The 18,049-nt window shown below is 59.8% G+C and carries 11 protein-coding genes, 1 pseudogene and 1 CRISPR repeat array (1 of these 13 running past the window's edge); of the genes and pseudogenes, 6 read left to right on the top strand and 6 right to left on the bottom strand.

Features of this window, described 5'->3' with window-relative positions:
• Nucleotides 1-424 precede the first annotated feature (424 nt).
• The 6 genes and pseudogenes from J5J06_13965 to J5J06_13940 all read left to right on the top strand — a co-directional run bounded on the left by J5J06_13965 (nucleotide 425) and on the right by J5J06_13940 (nucleotide 8,678).
• On the top strand, nucleotides 425-1,918 hold the full coding sequence (locus tag J5J06_13965) for a TolC family protein (protein MCO6438195.1): 1,494 nt from the start codon (nucleotides 425-427) through the stop codon (nucleotides 1,916-1,918).
• Nucleotides 1,915-3,510, top strand: coding sequence for an efflux RND transporter periplasmic adaptor subunit (locus J5J06_13960; protein MCO6438194.1), 1,596 nt, complete (start codon nucleotides 1,915-1,917; stop codon nucleotides 3,508-3,510). The genes J5J06_13965 and J5J06_13960 overlap by 4 nt, the downstream gene beginning before the upstream one ends.
• Before the next feature lie 8 nt (nucleotides 3,511-3,518).
• Nucleotides 3,519-4,871: a DUF3347 domain-containing protein gene (locus tag J5J06_13955; GenBank protein MCO6438193.1), complete on the top strand. Its 1,353-nt coding sequence runs from the start codon at nucleotides 3,519-3,521 to the stop codon at nucleotides 4,869-4,871.
• Between the two features lie 31 nt (nucleotides 4,872-4,902).
• Nucleotides 4,903-5,349: pseudogene (locus tag J5J06_13950) on the top strand (efflux RND transporter permease subunit).
• A 21-nt stretch (nucleotides 5,350-5,370) separates the two neighbouring features.
• Entirely contained in the window at nucleotides 5,371-8,529 is a 3,159-nt protein-coding gene (locus tag J5J06_13945) for an efflux RND transporter permease subunit (GenBank protein MCO6438192.1), read from the top strand.
• Nucleotides 8,529-8,678, top strand: a complete 150-nt coding sequence (locus tag J5J06_13940; GenBank protein MCO6438191.1) for a hypothetical protein — start codon at nucleotides 8,529-8,531, stop codon at nucleotides 8,676-8,678. Before J5J06_13945 ends, J5J06_13940 begins: the two co-directional genes overlap by 1 nt.
• A 29-nt stretch (nucleotides 8,679-8,707) precedes the next feature.
• Here the strand turns inward: J5J06_13940 and J5J06_13935 are convergent, their stop codons facing one another.
• From J5J06_13935 to J5J06_13910, 6 genes are all read right to left on the bottom strand, one after another.
• Nucleotides 8,708-9,556 (bottom strand): zf-HC2 domain-containing protein, encoded by an 849-nt coding sequence (locus J5J06_13935; protein ID MCO6438190.1) that lies wholly within the window; start codon nucleotides 9,554-9,556, stop codon nucleotides 8,708-8,710.
• Nucleotides 9,553-10,161 carry a sigma-70 family RNA polymerase sigma factor gene (locus tag J5J06_13930; GenBank protein MCO6438189.1) on the bottom strand — a complete coding sequence of 203 codons (609 nt, stop codon included), beginning with the start codon at nucleotides 10,159-10,161 and terminating at the stop codon, nucleotides 9,553-9,555. The genes J5J06_13935 and J5J06_13930 overlap by 4 nt, the downstream gene beginning before the upstream one ends.
• Nucleotides 10,162-11,246: 1,085 nt before the next feature.
• Nucleotides 11,247-14,822: a hypothetical protein gene (locus J5J06_13925; GenBank protein ID MCO6438188.1), complete on the bottom strand. Its 3,576-nt coding sequence runs from the start codon at nucleotides 14,820-14,822 to the stop codon at nucleotides 11,247-11,249.
• A 3-nt stretch (nucleotides 14,823-14,825) separates the two neighbouring features.
• Complete coding sequence (locus tag J5J06_13920; GenBank protein ID MCO6438187.1) at nucleotides 14,826-15,509, bottom strand: hypothetical protein; 684 nt, start codon at nucleotides 15,507-15,509, stop codon at nucleotides 14,826-14,828.
• Nucleotides 15,510-15,597: 88 nt separating this feature from the next.
• Complete coding sequence (locus tag J5J06_13915) at nucleotides 15,598-17,001, bottom strand: hypothetical protein (GenBank protein ID MCO6438186.1); 1,404 nt, start codon at nucleotides 16,999-17,001, stop codon at nucleotides 15,598-15,600.
• 518 nt (nucleotides 17,002-17,519) lie between these two features.
• On the bottom strand, nucleotides 17,520-17,792 hold the full coding sequence (locus J5J06_13910) for a hypothetical protein (protein ID MCO6438185.1): 273 nt from the start codon (nucleotides 17,790-17,792) through the stop codon (nucleotides 17,520-17,522).
• Between the two features lie 17 nt (nucleotides 17,793-17,809).
• Nucleotides 17,810-18,049: a CRISPR direct-repeat array (repeat unit 36 nt; unit sequence GCTTCAATGGGGCCACGACCGTGAGGTCGTGGAAAT) (it continues 1,814 nt past the right edge of the window).

Raw genomic sequence — 18,049 nt, 5'->3', positions numbered from 1 at the left:
CAGTTGCGCCCGGTCCAGGTACACATCCCGCCATTGTTGCCGTTGTAATAATCACGAGCGTCAGCGTGATGATTCGCGCCTGCATGCATAATCTCCTGTAGATGGCCCGGGCAACAAATACGCTTCTGGGCTTCGATGCGTCCTGGGTCAAGAATCTTCCCCTCAAGCACGAAGTCTCGGAGGCCGGGTTATGGGCTTCCGAGGGCATGATCGTCCCAGCGATAACAGCGCGCTTCGTCGTTCTTCCCGGGTATCGTTGCGATCAATGCGCCACATCTGCGATTGCCGAACCAGGGAACTGAGTCGACTTGTCGCCGTCACACCGCGCCCGGATTGGGTGGCAGAACGATAACCTCCGTGTCCGGAAGAAACCGCGTAGACTGCGCGTCCAATGGCTGATGTGCAACCGATCCCGAGGGTGCCGATGACGTCGCTGCCGTCCCGTTTACGCCTTCTGCCGGCAATGATCCTTGCTCTTGGCATCCTACTGTGGACAGGTTGCGCACTGAACCACGAGGCCCGTGTCACGGTGGACGACGTGCTGCAGCGATACGGCGATCAGATCTCAGAAGATGCTGACAAATACGGGCAGGCGGATTGGGTGACCACGACGGCAGCTCCGAGCACGCAACCGACTCCAGGCAGGACAACGGCCGAGTCACATTCGCCCGTTTCGCTGCGCGATTACATTGTCGTTGCGCTTCGCGAGAATCCGGACATCAAGGCGGCTGAAGAGATGGCTCGATCAAGCGCCGCGCGCGTTCCCCAGTCGACCGCTCTCCCCGATCCCGTGCTCGCCATGAAGGTGCTGCCTGAGCCAATCCGCACGGCCGAAGGCGATAATCCGTTCGTCCTCGGAATTCGGCAGAAACTGATCGTGCCAGGAAAGCTCGAACATGCCGGCCGCGTCGCGCTTCAAGAAGCTCGAATGGCGCTGGAAGTACTGCAGGCTACGCGGCTTCGCGTCATCGGTGACGTCAAGCGTACCTATTACCGGATCTACATCATCGATCAGACGATCGAAGTCGACCGGACGAATCAGGATCTGTTGCGTGGATTGATTGACGTCGCGCGATCTCAGTCCGAAGTAGGGAAGCGCGGCCAGGAGGACGTACTTCGGGCCCAGGTCGAGTTGTCAAATCTCGAAGGCAAGATCATCGAGCTGCAACAGGAACGTGAGACTGCCGTCGCACGGATGAACCGGCTGCTAAATCGTCGACCACAGACGTCGATCCCGCCTGTGGGCTTATTCGAGTTACGCAGCATTGAGCCGACGGTCGATCATTTGCTCGTCCTCGCAGGGAATGCGAACCCCGACCTAGATCGACTTCGTCAGCAGATCGAGCGTGATCGCGAAGCAACCAAGCTTGCCAAGTTGCAGTGGTGGCCGGATTTCACGGTCGGTCTGGAATGGATTTACATGGAGGGCCGCACGGCATTCCGGCCCCCGCCCAATCCGATGACCGGCGTACCGGCCCCTGTCAACCGCATGAGCGAATCCGGAAGCGACAACTGGGCGATCACGTTCGGATTCAACATCCCAATCTGGGCCGAACGGATTCGTGGCGGGATTGAAGAAGCCCGGCGTCGCATGCTCGCATCACAGCATCAATACGCATCTGAGCGGAACAGCGTATTTTACAACATCGAAGACGCGCTCGCGCGGATCCGGGCACAGCGCGAGCTGGCCCTGTTGTTTCGTGACACAATCATTCCTCAAGCCCAGCAGGCGTACGAAGTCAGCCGGGCGAGCTATACGGCGGGCACGACGAGCTTTCTCTTTGTGATCGACAACTGGCAGAAGTGGCTGACGTTCACGATCCAGTATCACCGCGCACTGGGCCAATTGGAACAGGGCGTTGCTGATCTGGAGCAAGCGGTGGGCTTGAGCCTTGGCGAAGTGGGACCAGAAAGATGAGACGGGTGAAGGGAAGACACACGCCGTTCGTACGACCGGCCCGCATTTGGGTTACCGTACTCATCGTCACCGGGGCGTTGATCGCGGGGGGCGGGGGCGGGTTCTGGATCGCACGTCAAGCCGGCGCCGTGGGTAACGGTGCTTTGACCCCAACGACGGGCGACGAGCAGCAGCTCTACACGTGCGGCATGCACCCCAACGTGATCCAGAAGGGTCCCGGCGAATGCCCGATCTGCCATATGAAGCTCACGCCCCTGAAGCAGGCGATCGGCGCAGAGGGCACCAGCGCAGCCGCCGGGCCGCAGGAACGGAAAATACTGTACTGGCGCGCCCCAATGGACCCCAGCTACATTTCGGATAAACCGGGAAAGAGCCCGATGGGCATGGACCTGGTGCCCGTATACGCCGAAGAATCGGTTGCCGGTCCGCAGATCACCATTGATCCGGCCACAATCCAAAACATGGGCATTCGCACAACGTTGGTCCGTCGCGGTCCACTGGTCAAGACGATTAGAACCGTCGGCCGCGTCGATTACGACGAAGAAGGCGTAACGTTCATTGATACGAAGTTCGAGGGCTGGATTGAGCGCCTTCACGTCGACGAGACCGGGATGCAGGTCAACCGGGGCGATGCGCTCTTTGAAGTGTATTCGCCGAAGCTCTATTCGGCGCAGGAAGAGTACCTGGCGGCCCTGCGCGGTGTGGAGCGACTCTCCGAGAGTACGATGCCTGAGGCGCGGGAGCAGGCTGAGCGGCTGGTCGAAGCGGCCGAGGTGCAGCTCAAGTATTTTGACATATCCGACGCCCAGATTGACGAACTACGACGCACGCGGGAGATCCGCAAGACGTTGACCATCAACTCCCCGGCGAGCGGGATTGTGACAGAAAAAATGGCGCTCGAAGGGATGTACGTCAAGCCCGGCATGCGATTGTACACGCTGGCGGACCTGTCGACCGTCTGGGTCTACGTGGACGTGTACGAATACCAGCTTCCATGGGTGCGCATCGGCCAACCGGCGACGATGACGCTGCCTTATCTGCCCGGACGCTTCTACGAGGGCGAAGCGGTTTATATCTATCCGTACCTTGAGGAAAAGACCCGTGTCGTTCACGTGCGGCTGGAGTTCCCCAATCCCGAACTGGCACTCAAGCCCGGCATGTACGCCACCGTCACGCTGAAGAGTCAGATTGGCAGAGAGGCCGTACTCGTGCCACGGGAGGCGTACATCGACTCAGGCATTCGTCAAGTGGCCTTCCTGGCGCTTCCGGGCGGCAAGTTCCAGCCACGCGACATTGGAGTTGGAGTAGAAGCCGAAGACGGTATGGTCGAAGTGCGCCAGGGCCTGGAGCCCGGTGACCGCGTCGTCGTCAGTGGTCAATTCCTGCTGGACGCCGAGAGCAAGCTGAAGGAAGCCATTGAGAAGATGCTCTCCGCAAAGCAAGCACCTATGCAAGACAATGCGGCAGAACTGCCGTCGTCGTCGCCGATGGACCACGGAACACACGAGACGACGCCCGAACAGGCTGCTGGACTGCAGATTATGAATCCGGATACGTTGACACCGGCTGACGCATCGATGAAAGGCGACTGAGGCTCGACATGCGATTTGTACAATGGACCGCAATCGCGGCGCTGCTTTTGATCAGCGTGAGCACCTGGGCCGAGGATCCTGCTGGCGACGGCGGAGGAAGCCCCGTAGGGGCGAAATTCGCTTGCCCAATGGAAACGCATCCGGATCAGGGGGATCCGAGAGAACAGGGCGCTTACTTCGCCGAAAATCGGGGCGATTGCCCGTGGTGTGGGATGAAGCTCGAGCCCCTCGACGAGCTTGATTGGGCGCGAGCACGACGTGCCGCGGAAGGCGCCGAAGTCGCGTACACCTGCCCCTACCATCAGCAAGTCTTTTCCAGAATCGAGGGCGAATGCCCCCGCTGTGAAAGGCCGCTCGAGCCGTTCAGGGCCATGTACACCTGCCCGAATCCCGTGCATGCCTCTGTCATTCATCTGCATGCAGGGACCTGCCCGAAGGATGGGCGCAAGCTCGTCCCCTTCCGAGGTGTCTGGCTTTCCGAAGAGATGGGGGCGCGGAATGCACCGCCCAAGCCTGAATTGGCTGATCTCGCGGCGTTCCGTTGCCCGCTGCACCCGCTGGTCCACAGCGACCAGCCGGGGCACTGCATGATCTGTGCGCGGGAGCTGGAATCAATCGGAGGGGCCACCAAACAGCCCGCCCCGGGCATTCCTGCCGACGCGCAGTACGTGTGTCCCATGGAGGAATGCCATTACTTTGCTGCTGAGCCAGGCGAGTGCCCGACATGCGGCATGCGGATCAAGCCGATTGCCGACGTAGAATGGGCTCGCAAGATGAAGCACGCCCCGACCGCGCAGCCAGCCGGCGACTACGTGTGCCCAATGCACCCACGGGAGACGGCCGGTAAACCGGGCCGCTGCGGCATTTGCGGTATGCAACTCGTTGCGGCCAAGGATCTCCCACAACCGAAAACGGCACCCGAAGCCGTTCAAGTACAGATGAACCACCTCATGGAGCACTACCTGGAACTGCAGCAACGATTCGCAGCCGACCGGACGACGGAGGCAGCACAGCAGGCGCAGGGCCTGATCGCCGCGGCGGACGGGCTGGAAAGGCTGCTGGATGAGTCGACGGTGAAGCTGTCGTCGGAATTCCGCGCGGCGTTGAAGAGGTTGCGGGAGGCCACGGTGAGGATTCACGCTGAGGACCTCGCGGCCAGTCGCGTGGCCTTCGTCGATCTCAGTGCGGCGCTACGCGAAATGGTTGCGGAAGCACGGCCCAGTCGCGACAAGTACGGCAAGATCTACATCTTTCACTGTCCGATGTCCAAGGGCGACTGGCTTCAAGCGTCGGCGGACATGAAGAACCCGTACTACGGTTTCGAGATGCTCAAATGCGGCGAGCTCGTCAGCACGGAATAGTGCTGGGAGCGCCGCCGAGCAGTTCCCCAATATGATCGCGAAGCTCATTGAATTCTGCGCCCGCAACCGACTGCTCGTGTTGATTCTAACGGGCTTCGTCGTCGCCGGAGGCATCTGGACGATATACAACATCCGTCTGGACGCCATTCCGGACCTGTCGGACGTTCAGGTTATCATCTTTACCGAATACGCGGGCCAAGCGCCGCAGGTCGTCGAGGACCAGGTCACTTATCCGCTCACGACTTCCATGCTGGCCGTGCCGTATGCCAAGGTCGTGCGTGGATACTCGTTCTTTGGATTCTCGATGGTGTACATCATTTTCGAGGATGGCACCGATCTGTATTGGGCGCGATCCCGAGTGCTCGAATACTTGAATTACGTGGCTGGTCGCCTGCCGAAGGGAGTCACACCGCAGCTCGGGCCGGATGCGACCGGCGTGGGATGGGTTTACGAGTACTCGGTCCGCAACGGCTATTACTGCCCCGGGTATCCCGAGGGTATGTACTACGACCCGGGCGCGCCATACGAACATGCCTCTGATGTACCGGTCGATCAGTCCGCAGCAGCGGAGCGCGAGCATATCGCGCCTTCTGGTCGCCGCTGGTACGCCAACAAGGGCGACGCCCCGGAAGAGATTCGCGCTCGCCTGGAGCGCGTCCGCATCTTTGACAAGCCGGGCCAGTGCCCGTGGGACTCCGACCACGAACTGGTCTTGGCTGAATACGACCTATCCGAACTGCGCAGCATCCAGGACTGGTACCTGCGCTTCGAGCTAACGGCTGTTGAGGGCGTCGCGGAGGTCGCACCGGTCGGTGGTTTTGTGCGGCAGTACCAGGTCGTCATCGATCCGGATGAGCTGCTCGCGTACGACATTCCGCTCAGCCACGTGAAGATGGCGATCCAGCAGTCCAACAGCGACGTCGGTGGGCGCGTGCTGGAAATGTCCGAAACCGAGTACATGGTCCGTGGACGAGGGTATCTTGCCCAGTTGTCGCCCGCGGATGTGGCGGCCGCTCGGGAGGAAGGAGTGCCGATCCGACGCGTACGGGCCGAGCGGGGCCTCCGCGATTTGCAGAAGATCGTCATACGGGTCAATCCCGAAGGGACGCCCGTGTACTTGCGTGACATTGCAGACGTCCGCCTCGGTCCGGAGCTACGGCGCGGACTGGCTGAGGCCAACGGCGAGGGAGAAGTCGTCGGTGGCATTGTCGTGATGCGCTTCGGCGAAAACGCCTTGCAAGTCATTCGCGACACGAAGGAGCGCATCGACCAGTTACGGGCCGGGCTACCCCCGGGCGTTGACGTGGTCACGGAGTACGACCGCTCGGCGCTGATCGAGCGCGCCGTGGACACGCTGAGAAGCAAGTTGATCGAGGAGATGATTGTCGTCGCCATCGTGTGCGCGATATTCCTTCTGCACCTGAGAAGCAGCCTCGTCGCCATCTTTGTGCTACCTACGGCCGTGCTCGCCAGTCTGATCGTCATGCACGCTATGGGCATCAATGCAAACATCATGAGCCTCGGGGGGATCGCGATCGCTATAGGTGCGATGGTCGACAGCTCGATCGTGATGGTCGAGAACGCCCACAAGCACTACGAACGTGACAAGGGGAAAAAGCCCCATGACGAAATCATCATTGCATCTGCGAAAGAAGTAGGTCCGACGCTGTTTTTCAGCCTGCTCATCATTACTGTGAGCTTCCTGCCGATCTTCGTGCTCGGAGAGCAAAGCGGCCGGCTTTTCAAGCCCCTCGCCTACACGAAGACTTTCGCGATGGGAGCGGCGGCCATTCTGGCGGTGACCGTGATCCCGGTCCTGATGGTGTACTTCATACGCGGTCGCATCCCCAACGAACAGACAAACCCGATCAGCCGCCTTCTGCAAAAGGCCTACGAGCCCTTCTACTGGGCGGCGATGAAAGGCAAGTACTTCACGTTGCTCATTGCGTTGCTGCTGGTTTGCAGCGCGATTCTGCCGCTGCAAAAGTACATCTGGGGCGGGCAGGTGATCGGCGACCATGTGCCGTTCCTCAAGCTCAGTCAGCAGATCGGCAGTGAGTTCATGCCGCCGCTGGACGAGGGTGACCTACTGTACATGCCCACGACCGACCCGGGCATCAGCATCACCAAGGCGCGCGAGTTGCTGCAGCAGACCGATGCACTGATTGCCTGGTTTCCAGAAGTGCATCACGTATTCGGCAAGATAGGGCGAGCGGAAACGGCAACCGATCCCGCGCCGCTGTCGATGATTGAAACAACGATCATGTTGGAGCCCGACCGTGAGAAATGGCGAAAGCGTCACTTCGATCGATGGTTCGCCTTCCTCCCTGATGTTGTCAAGAACTACACGCTATTAACCTACTTCTGGCCGGAGGAGCGGCCCATTACCATCGATGAACTCAGCTACGGGTGGGATGATTCGGACGGCGCGCACGTGAATGGGCTCGACGACATCGTTGCCTTCCCCGGCCTGACCAACGCCTGGACAATGCCGATCAAGACCCGCATCGACATGCTGTCCACCGGCATCAAGACGCCAGTCGGCATCAAGATTATGGGGGACGACCTCGCCACGCTGGGCGGCCTGGCCGAACGCGTAGCGGCACAGGTGCGGACCCTGCCTGGCACACTGAGCGCCTACCCGGAAAAAACCGTCGGCGGAAATTACGTGGATTTCAATATCGATCGGGACGAAATCGCGCGATATGGACTGCGTGTCCAGGACGTGCAGGATGTCATTCTCACGGCACTGGGTGGCATGAACATTACGTCCACGGTGGAAGGACTGGAACGCTATCCGGTGAATCTGCGGTACAAGCGGGAGCTGCGGGACAACCTTCCCGCCCTGCGCCGGGCGCTTGTGCCCACGCCTTCCGGGGCGCAGGTTCCGCTCGCACAACTCGCCGAAATCGAGATCCACAAGGGCCCTCCGGCGATCAAGAGCGAAAACGCTCGAAAAACGGCGTGGATATACGTCGACCTGACGACGACGGACGTGGGCGGATGGGTCGAGCGTGCCAAGCAGCACGTGGCGCGAAGCGTTGAGATTCCACCCGGATACAACCTCATCTGGTCAGGTCAGTACGAATACATCCAGGCGGCCAACAAGCGGCTGGCGGTCGCTGTCCCCGCGGTGTTCATTGTGATCGTGATGCTTCTCTACCTCTCGCACGGCAGCTGGTTCGACACTTGCGTTGTCCTGCTGGCGGTTCCCTTCAGCCTAATTGGCGCAGTGTGGTTCATGTATTGGGCCGACTACAACATGTCATTGGCCGTCTGGGTGGGGTTGATTGCCCTGGCCGGACTCGACGCCGAGACTGGCATGGTCATGCTGCTTTATTTGCACAACAGCTATGATCGCTTCAAGGCTGAGGGCCGCATGAGCTCGATCGCCGATCTCAAGACGGCGATTCATGAAGGCGCCGTCCTTCGCATTCGGCCCAAGACGATGACCGTAATGACCACGATGTTGGGTCTGGTTCCCATCATGATCGGAACGGAGACCGGATCAGACGTGATGAAGCGCATGGCCGCACCCATGTTCGGAGGGCTGCTGACGAGCTTCACGATGGAATTGCTGATCTATCCCGTGATTTTCCTGGTCGCCAAACAGTTCAGTCTGCAGCGCGAACTGCGGCCAGCGGCCGAGGCAAACTGATGCGACTTGAGGAATTTCGACCAGCGGCAATTGGACTGTCCGCGTGGAACCTGACCGGGAGTGTTCCGATGATTCTCGCAAACCTGCTCTACATCTTCTTCGCACAGCTCATTGGATTCCTATTCACGCTTCTCGGCAATAGCATGTGATCGCGCCGCGGTTAGCGCGACCGGAAACCTCAAAAGCTGATCGCGATTGCCCCGAGCGCTGTCTCCAAGTCGGAATCGCTCAATGTACTGACGACGCAGATGCAGACATTACTGCTGGCCATGTGCATGAGATGCAGTTTGCCGACCTGCACGCCATGACCACGGTGGTCACCAATCGAGCAGGCCATGCATTCCCGGCCGCCGTAGTTCTTCTTGATATCGGGCGGGCATTGAAGCAGGAGTAGATGCTTGCCCCCGGGCCCGGTGTAATGAAATGCCAGTGCCCGGTGGCTTTGTCCCATATTCAGGATATAGCGGCCCTGGAGCTGCAAGCCGTGCGGCAATTCCTGTGGCGCCGCAACACGAACCGTCATGCGCCGACTCGCTTCACTGGCTGATATGGCCTCTCCACCATAGGCCCGCATCAGGGTCTGGATCCCGGCGCCGATGTCGCCATTGGCCTGCTCCAACAGCGGCCGGAAATCAATCTGACCGGCCATCGCCGGCGCCCCCCAAGGGTTCGTTACGAGCCAACCGATTCCGAGTGCAAGCAACAGCACCGCTGCGGCGGTCAGCGGTCGTCGAGCGACTCGGTCGACCCAGGAAGGGGAAGCAGTATGCGGTCTCGTTAAAGTAGGAGTTCGCGCGGCCTGTGCTCGGTTCAGTCGGGTTTCGATGGCTGTCCATAGCTCGCGAGGCGCCGAGACAGTCGGTCCGTTCCCGATGCGCACAACGAGAGTTTCCAATTGGGCCAATTCCTGCCGACATGCGATGCATTCACCCAGGTGGCTCTTCATGCGCATGCGCCGGCTGTCCGGAAGTTCGCCGTCGATGTATGCGCCCAGTTCTCCTCGAATGTCCTCGCAGCGAATACTCATGATCCCTTCAACCGCTGGGAGCCTAATTCAGGGCTCAGATCGCCCCGTATTGGATGCTCGCTATTGGCGGATTCTTCCGAATCCCCACGATCCTCTCTGAGAAGCTCTCGCAGCGCCTCGCGCGCTCGATTTAGCCGCGACGCCACCGTGCCGGACGTGATTTCCAGCACGTCAGAGAGTTCCTCGTAGGTGAACCCCTCTTGGTAACGGAGAATCAGGATCGCGCGGTGCTCCTCCGATAACTGCTCCAGCGCATGGTCGATTTCCTGTTGCGCCGATTCGGCATTCGGCCGCGTGGCATGGTCGTGCAGCTCACCCGCCACGCGAAGGTGCCGCCGCTCCGTCTCTCGCCGGCGAAACAGCTGGAAGGCCTCGTTCGTCGCGATGCGGTGCAGCCACGTACCCAGCTGGGAACGCTCATTGAAGCCTTCCATTCGTTCGAATGCACGAACAAAAGTTTCCTGGACGACGTCGAATGCATCCTGCTCATCGCGGGTAAGCCGCAGCGCCACTCGGTAGACCCGGTCCGCATGGCGCTCGTAAACTTCTCGCTGCGCTGCCCGGTCACCACGACGACAACCTGCAATGAGCTCGATTTCGTCCATGCGAGTATCGTATGCATCTGGTACGATTCCGCCATCGGCTCGCCAACGTGGCCACGGCGGGAAACTCGAAAACGGTGAAACGGCGGCACTTTTCGATGAATCGCCGGCTTACTTGGATCTGGGAATGAGAGATGCGTTGAGACGTTTGCAAGTGAATTCTAGTTCGTTGCCTCGTTCACACCGATTCTGGCCAAGCGTGAATTCGAAAGCGCTGCGTCCCGGTTCGAACATCGACCCTGTCCTTCAGATGGTCGATGTGGCCTGGTGATTCCTGTTGCGATGAATCTGACGGCTCTTGGGCGGCCATCCTGCAAAGCGGGGCTGGCCGGCAAGGTGGAGCCGAAGCGGCGGCATGTTGCGACGACGGATCAAGCCGGGTGAACGATACCGCTGATTACGACGACGAGATGACTTCCGGGGCGCGACAGTCTCTGCCGGCCCGTGCCCGATCTACTCCCATGATAGCCGCTACGATGTCGTCGACGCCTCCTGTGCCCTCCTCCCAGGGGTTCATGTTCATGAAGTCGCCGAGCGTCCTGGGCGAATCGGTGGTTGCCATTGAAACGAAACCGCGGAACTGGGCTTCGGAGCTCCGTTCATGGGGTATCTCGGTCAATTGTATCCGGCCAGCCTCCGTCCCGGACCCGCACAGCCCGACGTGGGCCGCGAGGCTCGCAGATGCGCTGCCCCTCTTGGGGCAGTGGCGGGCTGTAAACTCGGCGGTCGGTTCCTAACGAGAGAAATGGAGAGCGCGAGGGCCGAAAGGACGCGCCAAAGGAACGGCTGGCCGGTCACGGCCACAAATCGGCGCTCTCTTGCCCGCCGGCGCGACTCGACCGCATCCGTTACCCCTTGCGAATCCTGGCGTTAAAACGAACAACCCCAGGCGCTCTCGCGTCTGGGGTCTCGCGTTAACTCGTGGGTCGTGAGATTTGCTACCAAGTGGAGACCTCCCCGAACGCAACCCTCTTCGAAGCGCTCTCGCGCTCGGAGACGGAACGCAAGAGCGGTCAAGACTGTTAACCAGCCAGCCGAGGATGGCGCGGAAACCGGTTGCGGAAATCTCGGCGATTTCCGCAAGGAGACTACGGGCTCAATGCCGCCATCAGCGGCGGCACCGGGCACAGAGCCGGCGACGGAGGCGTCGGCCCGTGAATCGTCGTGGGCGTCTGCGGAAACGCGAAAGGATAGAATTCCTTTCCTGAACCGACATTAAATGCGTTAACAATGCGGAGCACGTCTGCACTGATTGTCACCCGGTCCGTAAGTTCGGGATTAACATCCGTCCATGTGAAGTGTGGCGCGGTCGGAACTGACGAAACGACCTGCAGCGCTGCAGAAATATCAAACCCGCCCGTGACGCCGTCAGGCGGACGCCATTTGTTAATTGGCGTTGCTGGCGACGTGCCAGTATCAGGATCAAGTGTCGAATTAAATGGTCCGACAACATCTGCCCAGAATCTTCCGTTCGACGCGTTTGGCCGTGCGGCGGTGGTTACAACGATTGACGTGGAGAAGTTGATGCCGTCTGACGTCGCTCGGACCTCGTAGTCTCGGCCGATGCCTCGGCATGTTCCGGCCGGAGACTGGCAAAACACATCCGCTGTACATGCCTGGCCATCGTTCGGTCCTCCAACGCAGACCAGACCGTCCCCAGGTGCGATCATGCAGCCGCCGACGTGAATCGCCGGCAATGAACTCCAGTCAAACAGGATAGGGGTCGTATCCGAAACGACGAAAGTCAGGCCTTGTCCGACGATCGATGCAGGCGATGTGCGCGGAGTGCTGATGTAATACCAGGGCCCGCCAGAACCAATATCCTGAATCTGGAACGCTGTGTACGTGTGCGATCCTTGTGGTGCAAAAGAAACGTAACGCTGCTTCCGGGCACCGTGAGGATATGTCGTAATAATCAACGGCGGATCAACCACGGGTCCCGGGCAGCTCACGTCGCAGACCATACCGGCTTCGAGCGCGCAGGTACTGTCCCAGACCACGTCGCAGCAGAAACTGTCATAGATGCATACCTCGGTCGAGCAATTAGCGTTCTCGCAGCAGGGAGATGCGTGAGGCTGACAGCAATCTCCGGTATGGGTCGGGCATGTGGGGCAGCTCATTCCCGGGTCATTGCAGGCGCTTCCCGGTACGAGAACACCGATCGCCGCACAGGACGCCAGCGTTTCGTCGCTGCAAGAGCCGTCGGACTGGCAACAAGCATGCGTGCAAGGGGGCTGAAGCGCTGCGCAGGAGGTTCCCAGGGCAAAGCGTCCAAGGCAGTCGCACTCGCTTACGCCGTTCACGCATTGGCCGGATTCGGACTCGCAGCACGCCCCTGTTAGCGGAGCCATGCACTCGTCGGGAATTGCGTCGTAATCGCAATCCGCTGATAGCCCGGATTCAATATCACATTCGTCCGGGACGGCATTCGAATTGCAGTCTTGACTGTTGCCCTCTGCGATGTCACAGGTATCGTCGGGGAGCCCATTTCCGTTGCAATCACTGTAGTTTTGTCCGCAGAGATCAGCGGCCTCATCCACGCATACGTCATCCCATTCGCCGTTGCAACAGTAGGAATCAAATCTGCACACGGCATCACAGCACCAAACGTCATTGCAACCTATCTCCCCCGTCCTCTCTTCGAAGCAACAGCCGGTAGCATCGTAACAGGTTGGCCAAGGGCAGAGGCCGGATTGACCGCAGACGCCGCCAAGCACGAAGATGGTAGGCTGCTGCTCTCCAGCGCATTGCGCCTCGGTTGTTAAGAGTGGGTCACAGTGGTCCGACTCGGGGCCGTCCTTGACGCAACATGCGCCTGAATCGCACGCAGGACTGATTGTAGCGCACGATTCTCCGACCTCGAATTTGCCGGGACAAAGGCATGCGGATATTCCGTCCGTACATGTTCCATCCGCCAGGTCGCAGCAAGCACCGGTTTCAGGGGTGCCACAGGCATCCAGCATGCCGTCATTGTCGCAGTCTCGATTGGGATCGATCGCGAGATCGCAAACATCAGAAACAAGATTGGAATCGCAGTCGGGCAGCCCGGCCCAACCTTCAAACTGTGAGGCCAGGTAGGAAGTCGAAGTCTGTGCAACGTCCCAGCCCAGAAATGAGGTAGGGCCCGTGATTACTAGATTCTTGAGCTCGTAGATTCCGTCGATTCCGGCCTCGCCGATAGGGGCGCCGTCAAACTCGACGGTGACAACGACAGGGTTCGTCCACGGCGCCTGGACCTGAAACTGGCCTTCGGTCCGGGCAATCTCGGCGGAAACGTCTGATCCGCATGCGCCCATGAGGGCGGCTGAAGACGTATACGTGCCTTCCAAAAGGAAGTCGAACGGAATCTGGAACGTGAGCGCATTGTAAAGGCCGTCGGGCGGGCCATCGGTGTCAACGGCCTGAGACGTGACATCGTCCAAATGAATGATCAACGGTGATCGGTCGAAATTGACTACCGCGTACGAGGAGGTGTTGTAGACAGGGTCGAACGCAAGCTCATCAACCGTTGTTGGAAGCTCGCCCTCCGGTTGAGGATCGTGGTACACCAGCTGCAACTCGGTCATCTCGAACGGACCGTCTTCGCCGTTTTCCAAGACATCTTCGGCGGATACATCAGCCTTGATTGTCCGGCCCATTCCTGCAGTGAGGTGCTGTCGCAGTAAACCAAGAAGTGCGCCATCGTTCGGCGTGTCCAGAAAGGCAACGAGCGAGTAGTCGCCGGTCACGCTAACATCCACTTTCGCGGAAATCTCGAACCGGTCGAACAGACCATTCGGGGGGGTGTCGGAATCGATGCCTTGGTCTGAAAGTCCGAGGGACGAACTGAACTTCGCCGGCGGTACATAGGCATAGAATCGTGTTGCCGTTTGGCGTTGAAACGGGAAGCCCCGGCTCGTGCCGGATATTTCGACGGTGGCGTCGTATGTGTCCGTCAGCGCCGTCAGCGTGCTGAACGTGGCGCTGTAGACACCATCTCCGGCCTGGGCATCTGCAAAGTTGCCGTCGTCAAGCAGCGGTACGTCGGTGTACGCTGCACCAGTTGACGGCTTCACGTGAGCCGTTACGGTCGCTCCCTGTACGGCCGTGTCTCCGTCGAAAACCAGGGTGGCAATGGTCAATGACGATCCCGCTTTGAGCTTCGCCGGCAACACTGTGACCGCAACCCGTATGGGGCTGTCGGTTACGACTTCGATGAGGACCGCCGCGTCGCAGGTCGGGCATAGTGGGTCGGCCGCCCCGTAGGTCACGGTGTAGTTGCCCGTTCCCTGGGACGGCAGCTCGTAGAAATGGTGCGAACCGGGCATACACAGGAAGGGAATCGAAGCGCAGGCCGGATCGGGGTCCGTAATCTGGATCTCACGGTAGCTGCCGCCGTAAGTCGCTTCAGCGTTGGCGGGCGTCACGGTTCCGCCGCCCGGAAGCTGGATCTGAACTGAGGCAAGCGGAATTGTGCCGATGACGTGAATGCGCACCGTTTCCGCGTCGTCAATTAGGAACGTGGACTGCTGCGACGAAGCACCCGAGGTCAGCCGGGCAACGTCAACCCGGGCGTCGGTCAAGGGGATCGCGCGATCATCCTGCGCTAGCGAACGGGCCGAAGAAAGCGCGACGCAAAGGACGCACGTGGCGGTCACGACCGGTCTTCGAGATGCACGACTCATCGCCTAGTTCCCTTCTGTATTGCTCGGCAATTGCTCCGTAACTGGCACGATGCAGACTCGGCCAATCCCAAGCAGATCGTCTAGCGCCTGCTCGTAAACGACGTACCTTTCGTCCGTAGTCCATTGCATCGCGGCTGTGCCGTTCTCCAACCCGCCTATCGCAAGCCTGCGCGCCGGGCCCAACGGTCTTCCGTCAAGGCGCGAGAAGATCTGGTGATAATGCTGTCCTGATCCCAATGGATAAAACCTGCTGATCCGGCCGTTGGTCGACAGCACCGCCAGTGCCTCGCTCTGTGGGGCGTCCGATGTCTTGAGCGCCTTGCCTCCCGCAACGCTCACGAGCAGGCCCTCGAAAAACAACTGCGTCCCGAACAACTCGAACGGCTCCCGCGGCAGGACGGACGTGCAACACTCCTGTGTCGGTCCGGTGGCGTCGTCCCAGACGGAATCGTCAACCCGGCGGCCCGTGCCCTCGGCCGGGTCAAAGCGATAGACGGCCAAATTCGGGATGTAGTCAACCTCGTCGTCCTGAAAGTCGTCGCGGCGATTGTCAAATGTCTGGGCTGTGAGAAGCAGGACGTCACTTCCTTCAGTCTCGTAGCGCAACGCAAAATAAGCGAGTTCCCCCTCCCGCCATTCCGGCGTCTCGAAGCAGGGTACGTCGCTCTCCCCGCCGGCGGGATTCAAGTTACATCCCATGACGGCGCCGAGTATCAAGGATCCAAAGATGAAGGCACGGATCATATTGATCCCTTTCAATCCTGCGCCCGCGAAATTATTGGGCGGGGGGCTGCACGACATGGGGAAGCGGGCGCATCCCCCCAACCTGCTTGTCCTGGGTGCCGAGTTGGGCGATGACTTCTTCAGCTACCGTCTTGGTGGCGATGTTCGCGTGGTTTTTTCCCTTCGAACCGACGTAGCTCGGAATGGGGGTTGCCACGGCGCGGACGGAATCAGGGCCGCGGGCGCCTTCGATCGTGACCAGGATGTCATTGAGCTGCGGCTGTGCCGCGGGAACAGCAGTGATCAAGATGCAGGGCAAAAGACCCCAGCAGGTGTTACTCTCCGCACGGGCGTCGGCGACATCGCGCAGGTTCTGATAAAGGACATCCAGCGCGCCGGTGAGAATGCACAGAGGGTTTGGAAAAAAGGCCTCGATTCCCTGCGTTTCACTGCAATCCAGTTTGCCGTTGCCGTTTACGTCCAGGTCGGATGCGGTCGTAATGATCCTGGGCCGGTTGGGCCCCAGCTTCTTGATGGTTCTCATGGCATCTCTGACGACGGAAAGCGCCGTCGGGCCGTCCTGGGAGGTAAGGGACAGCGGATTTCCGTGCCCCTCCGTCGTCAGGGTCGCGATTCCGTTGCCAAATATCGAATCGAGGAACGGCAAGAGGACGTTGGTCCAGAAATCACTAGGGAAGCCCTCAACGCTGCGAATTCGTCCGGCGTGGGCCCGGAACGTGTCCAGCACGTTGGCTCCCGGCGTGCCGCCCAGGGGGCTGTCCAATGTCGTCAGTGTGAGCACGCGGAAGGGGTGTGGTGACTGGTCGATCTGGTCGCGGTAGAAGGTCCCCAAGTAACGAAGCGCATCCAAGCCGCCCTTGCTGTGGGCAACGAGATGTATCTCGTTGACTCCGTAGTCGTTGGTGAAGAATTGCGGCCGGATAATGTTCTCAAGGTTCGAGTTGATACGAACCGCACTGACGGCTATACTGGGATCAGTGTGCGTGCTCGATGCGTCCCATGGGATTCGTTCCGCGTCGAGACCCTTCGTAAACGTGATCACGCTCTTGCGCCAGAAGGCATTCGTTTGCCCCGCGCCGTGCAGCAGCACGACGGGCGCCGCCGCCTGCAGCTCCAATGAAAACCAGCCGACGGTCATGCACCGGCACTGCTTTTTCACATCAACCTTGATTAGTAGTTCGTTGAAGGGGTAGTTCTTCAAGCCAGGCGCCGATGGAAAGCGCACCCGATCGACCGGAATGTTGAAGGAGGTTACAGCCCAAGCGTGGTCTCCACCCTTGAGGTAGCCATAGCGGCGACCGTTGAACCAGACCTCGTCGGCTTCCGACCCGAAGCAGTCACTGCGTACTCCGCTGTCAACATCGTAGGCCGCAATCGTAAGACGAGCGTGCATGCCGACCAAGCCCTTGGCCTGAAGGATGGGTACATCGTACAAGTAGCCATCCTGATCCGCCTTGTTTACGAATCTCGGGAATCGGAATTCCTTCCCCCATGGTTTGCCGTCGACTTGACAATGTTGGGTGATCGTCTCGCTGTAAACGTACGTGCGGTTGTCTGCCGGCGGGAAAGGGGGAGCCGGTGGGATGGTAAAGACCGGGCAGGTGATTTTGTCTCCGGCACCTGACACTGGCGGCGCCGCGTCGTCGGTGCATGCCGGGACACACCCTGTCCAGGTGCACCCCTGACCGAGTGCTTCAGTAACCGGATGGAACAGGCCCGCGATCAGGATTCCAATTAGAAATTGAGTTCTGCGGAAGGGATCAGCGCTGCGCATGTCTGGCTCCGCTACGGACGGTTGAGGTCCTCAGTTCAAAGGCTTGGCTTTGAATGATCATCGCCGCCGGGGGATTGGTCAAGTGAGGCGATCGACGGATGCTTCTCCCCCTTTGACTATTGCTTGCCGCCGCGGCTCTAACCCCCAGAGAAAGAGATCTTTACACGCACAGACAGAGTCTAATTGCTAAGCACGTCATATGCCTCAAGGACGAGGTCGGCCGTCGTCGCATCGCCGAAATCGAATTGCTCCGCCTTCGAAGCCCCGGCGAAGGTGGACATGACATATTCAACTTCGTCGCGACTGAGGCCGTAGAGGTGAAAGTAGGCGGCGTCGAGTTCGGCCATGAGCTCGGCCCGCTCGGTAGGGTTCCACTTGTGAATGCCTTTGTCGAATGCTGCGGCTACCGCCAGCGGGACCATGTCTTCGGCCGTGCAGGTCAACTTGAGCACGCGATCGCTGATCGATGTCTTCAATGGGGCCACGACCGATAGGTCGTGGAAATCGTGACGATGGCACTCATCACGGTGGGCATGGCCGTACTTCAATGGGGCCACGACGGTGAGGTCGTGGAAATGCCGCATAGATCTCGCGGTCGTGCTGGTGCAGAGCGCTTCAATGGGGCCACGACCGTGAGGTCGTGGAAATCGAGCTGGACGCCTACTTCACAAATCCGATCGGGCCGCTTCAATGGGGCCACGACCGTGAG

The sequence above is a fragment of the Phycisphaerae bacterium genome (assembly GCA_024102815.1).
GTDB lineage: Bacteria > Planctomycetota > Phycisphaerae > UBA1845 > UBA1845 > JAGFJJ01.
Note: the sequence above shows the minus strand (reverse complement) of the source record. Positions and strands in the feature narration are given on the sequence as shown.

Excerpts from the sequence above, each read along its gene's own strand:
- J5J06_13925 (MCO6438188.1), bottom strand. The coding sequence starts at position 14,822 with ATGAGTCGTGCATCTCGAAGACCGGTCGTGACCGCCACGTGCGTCCTT.
- J5J06_13960 (MCO6438194.1), top strand. The coding sequence starts at position 1,915 with ATGAGACGGGTGAAGGGAAGACACACGCCGTTCGTACGACCGGCCCGC.
- J5J06_13930 (MCO6438189.1), bottom strand. The coding sequence starts at position 10,161 with ATGGACGAAATCGAGCTCATTGCAGGTTGTCGTCGTGGTGACCGGGCA.
- J5J06_13945 (MCO6438192.1), top strand. The coding sequence starts at position 5,371 with ATGTACTACGACCCGGGCGCGCCATACGAACATGCCTCTGATGTACCG.
- J5J06_13940 (MCO6438191.1), top strand. The coding sequence starts at position 8,529 with ATGCGACTTGAGGAATTTCGACCAGCGGCAATTGGACTGTCCGCGTGG.
- J5J06_13965 (MCO6438195.1), top strand. The coding sequence starts at position 425 with ATGACGTCGCTGCCGTCCCGTTTACGCCTTCTGCCGGCAATGATCCTT.
- J5J06_13955 (MCO6438193.1), top strand. The coding sequence starts at position 3,519 with ATGCGATTTGTACAATGGACCGCAATCGCGGCGCTGCTTTTGATCAGC.
- J5J06_13935 (MCO6438190.1), bottom strand. The coding sequence starts at position 9,556 with ATGAGTATTCGCTGCGAGGACATTCGAGGAGAACTGGGCGCATACATC.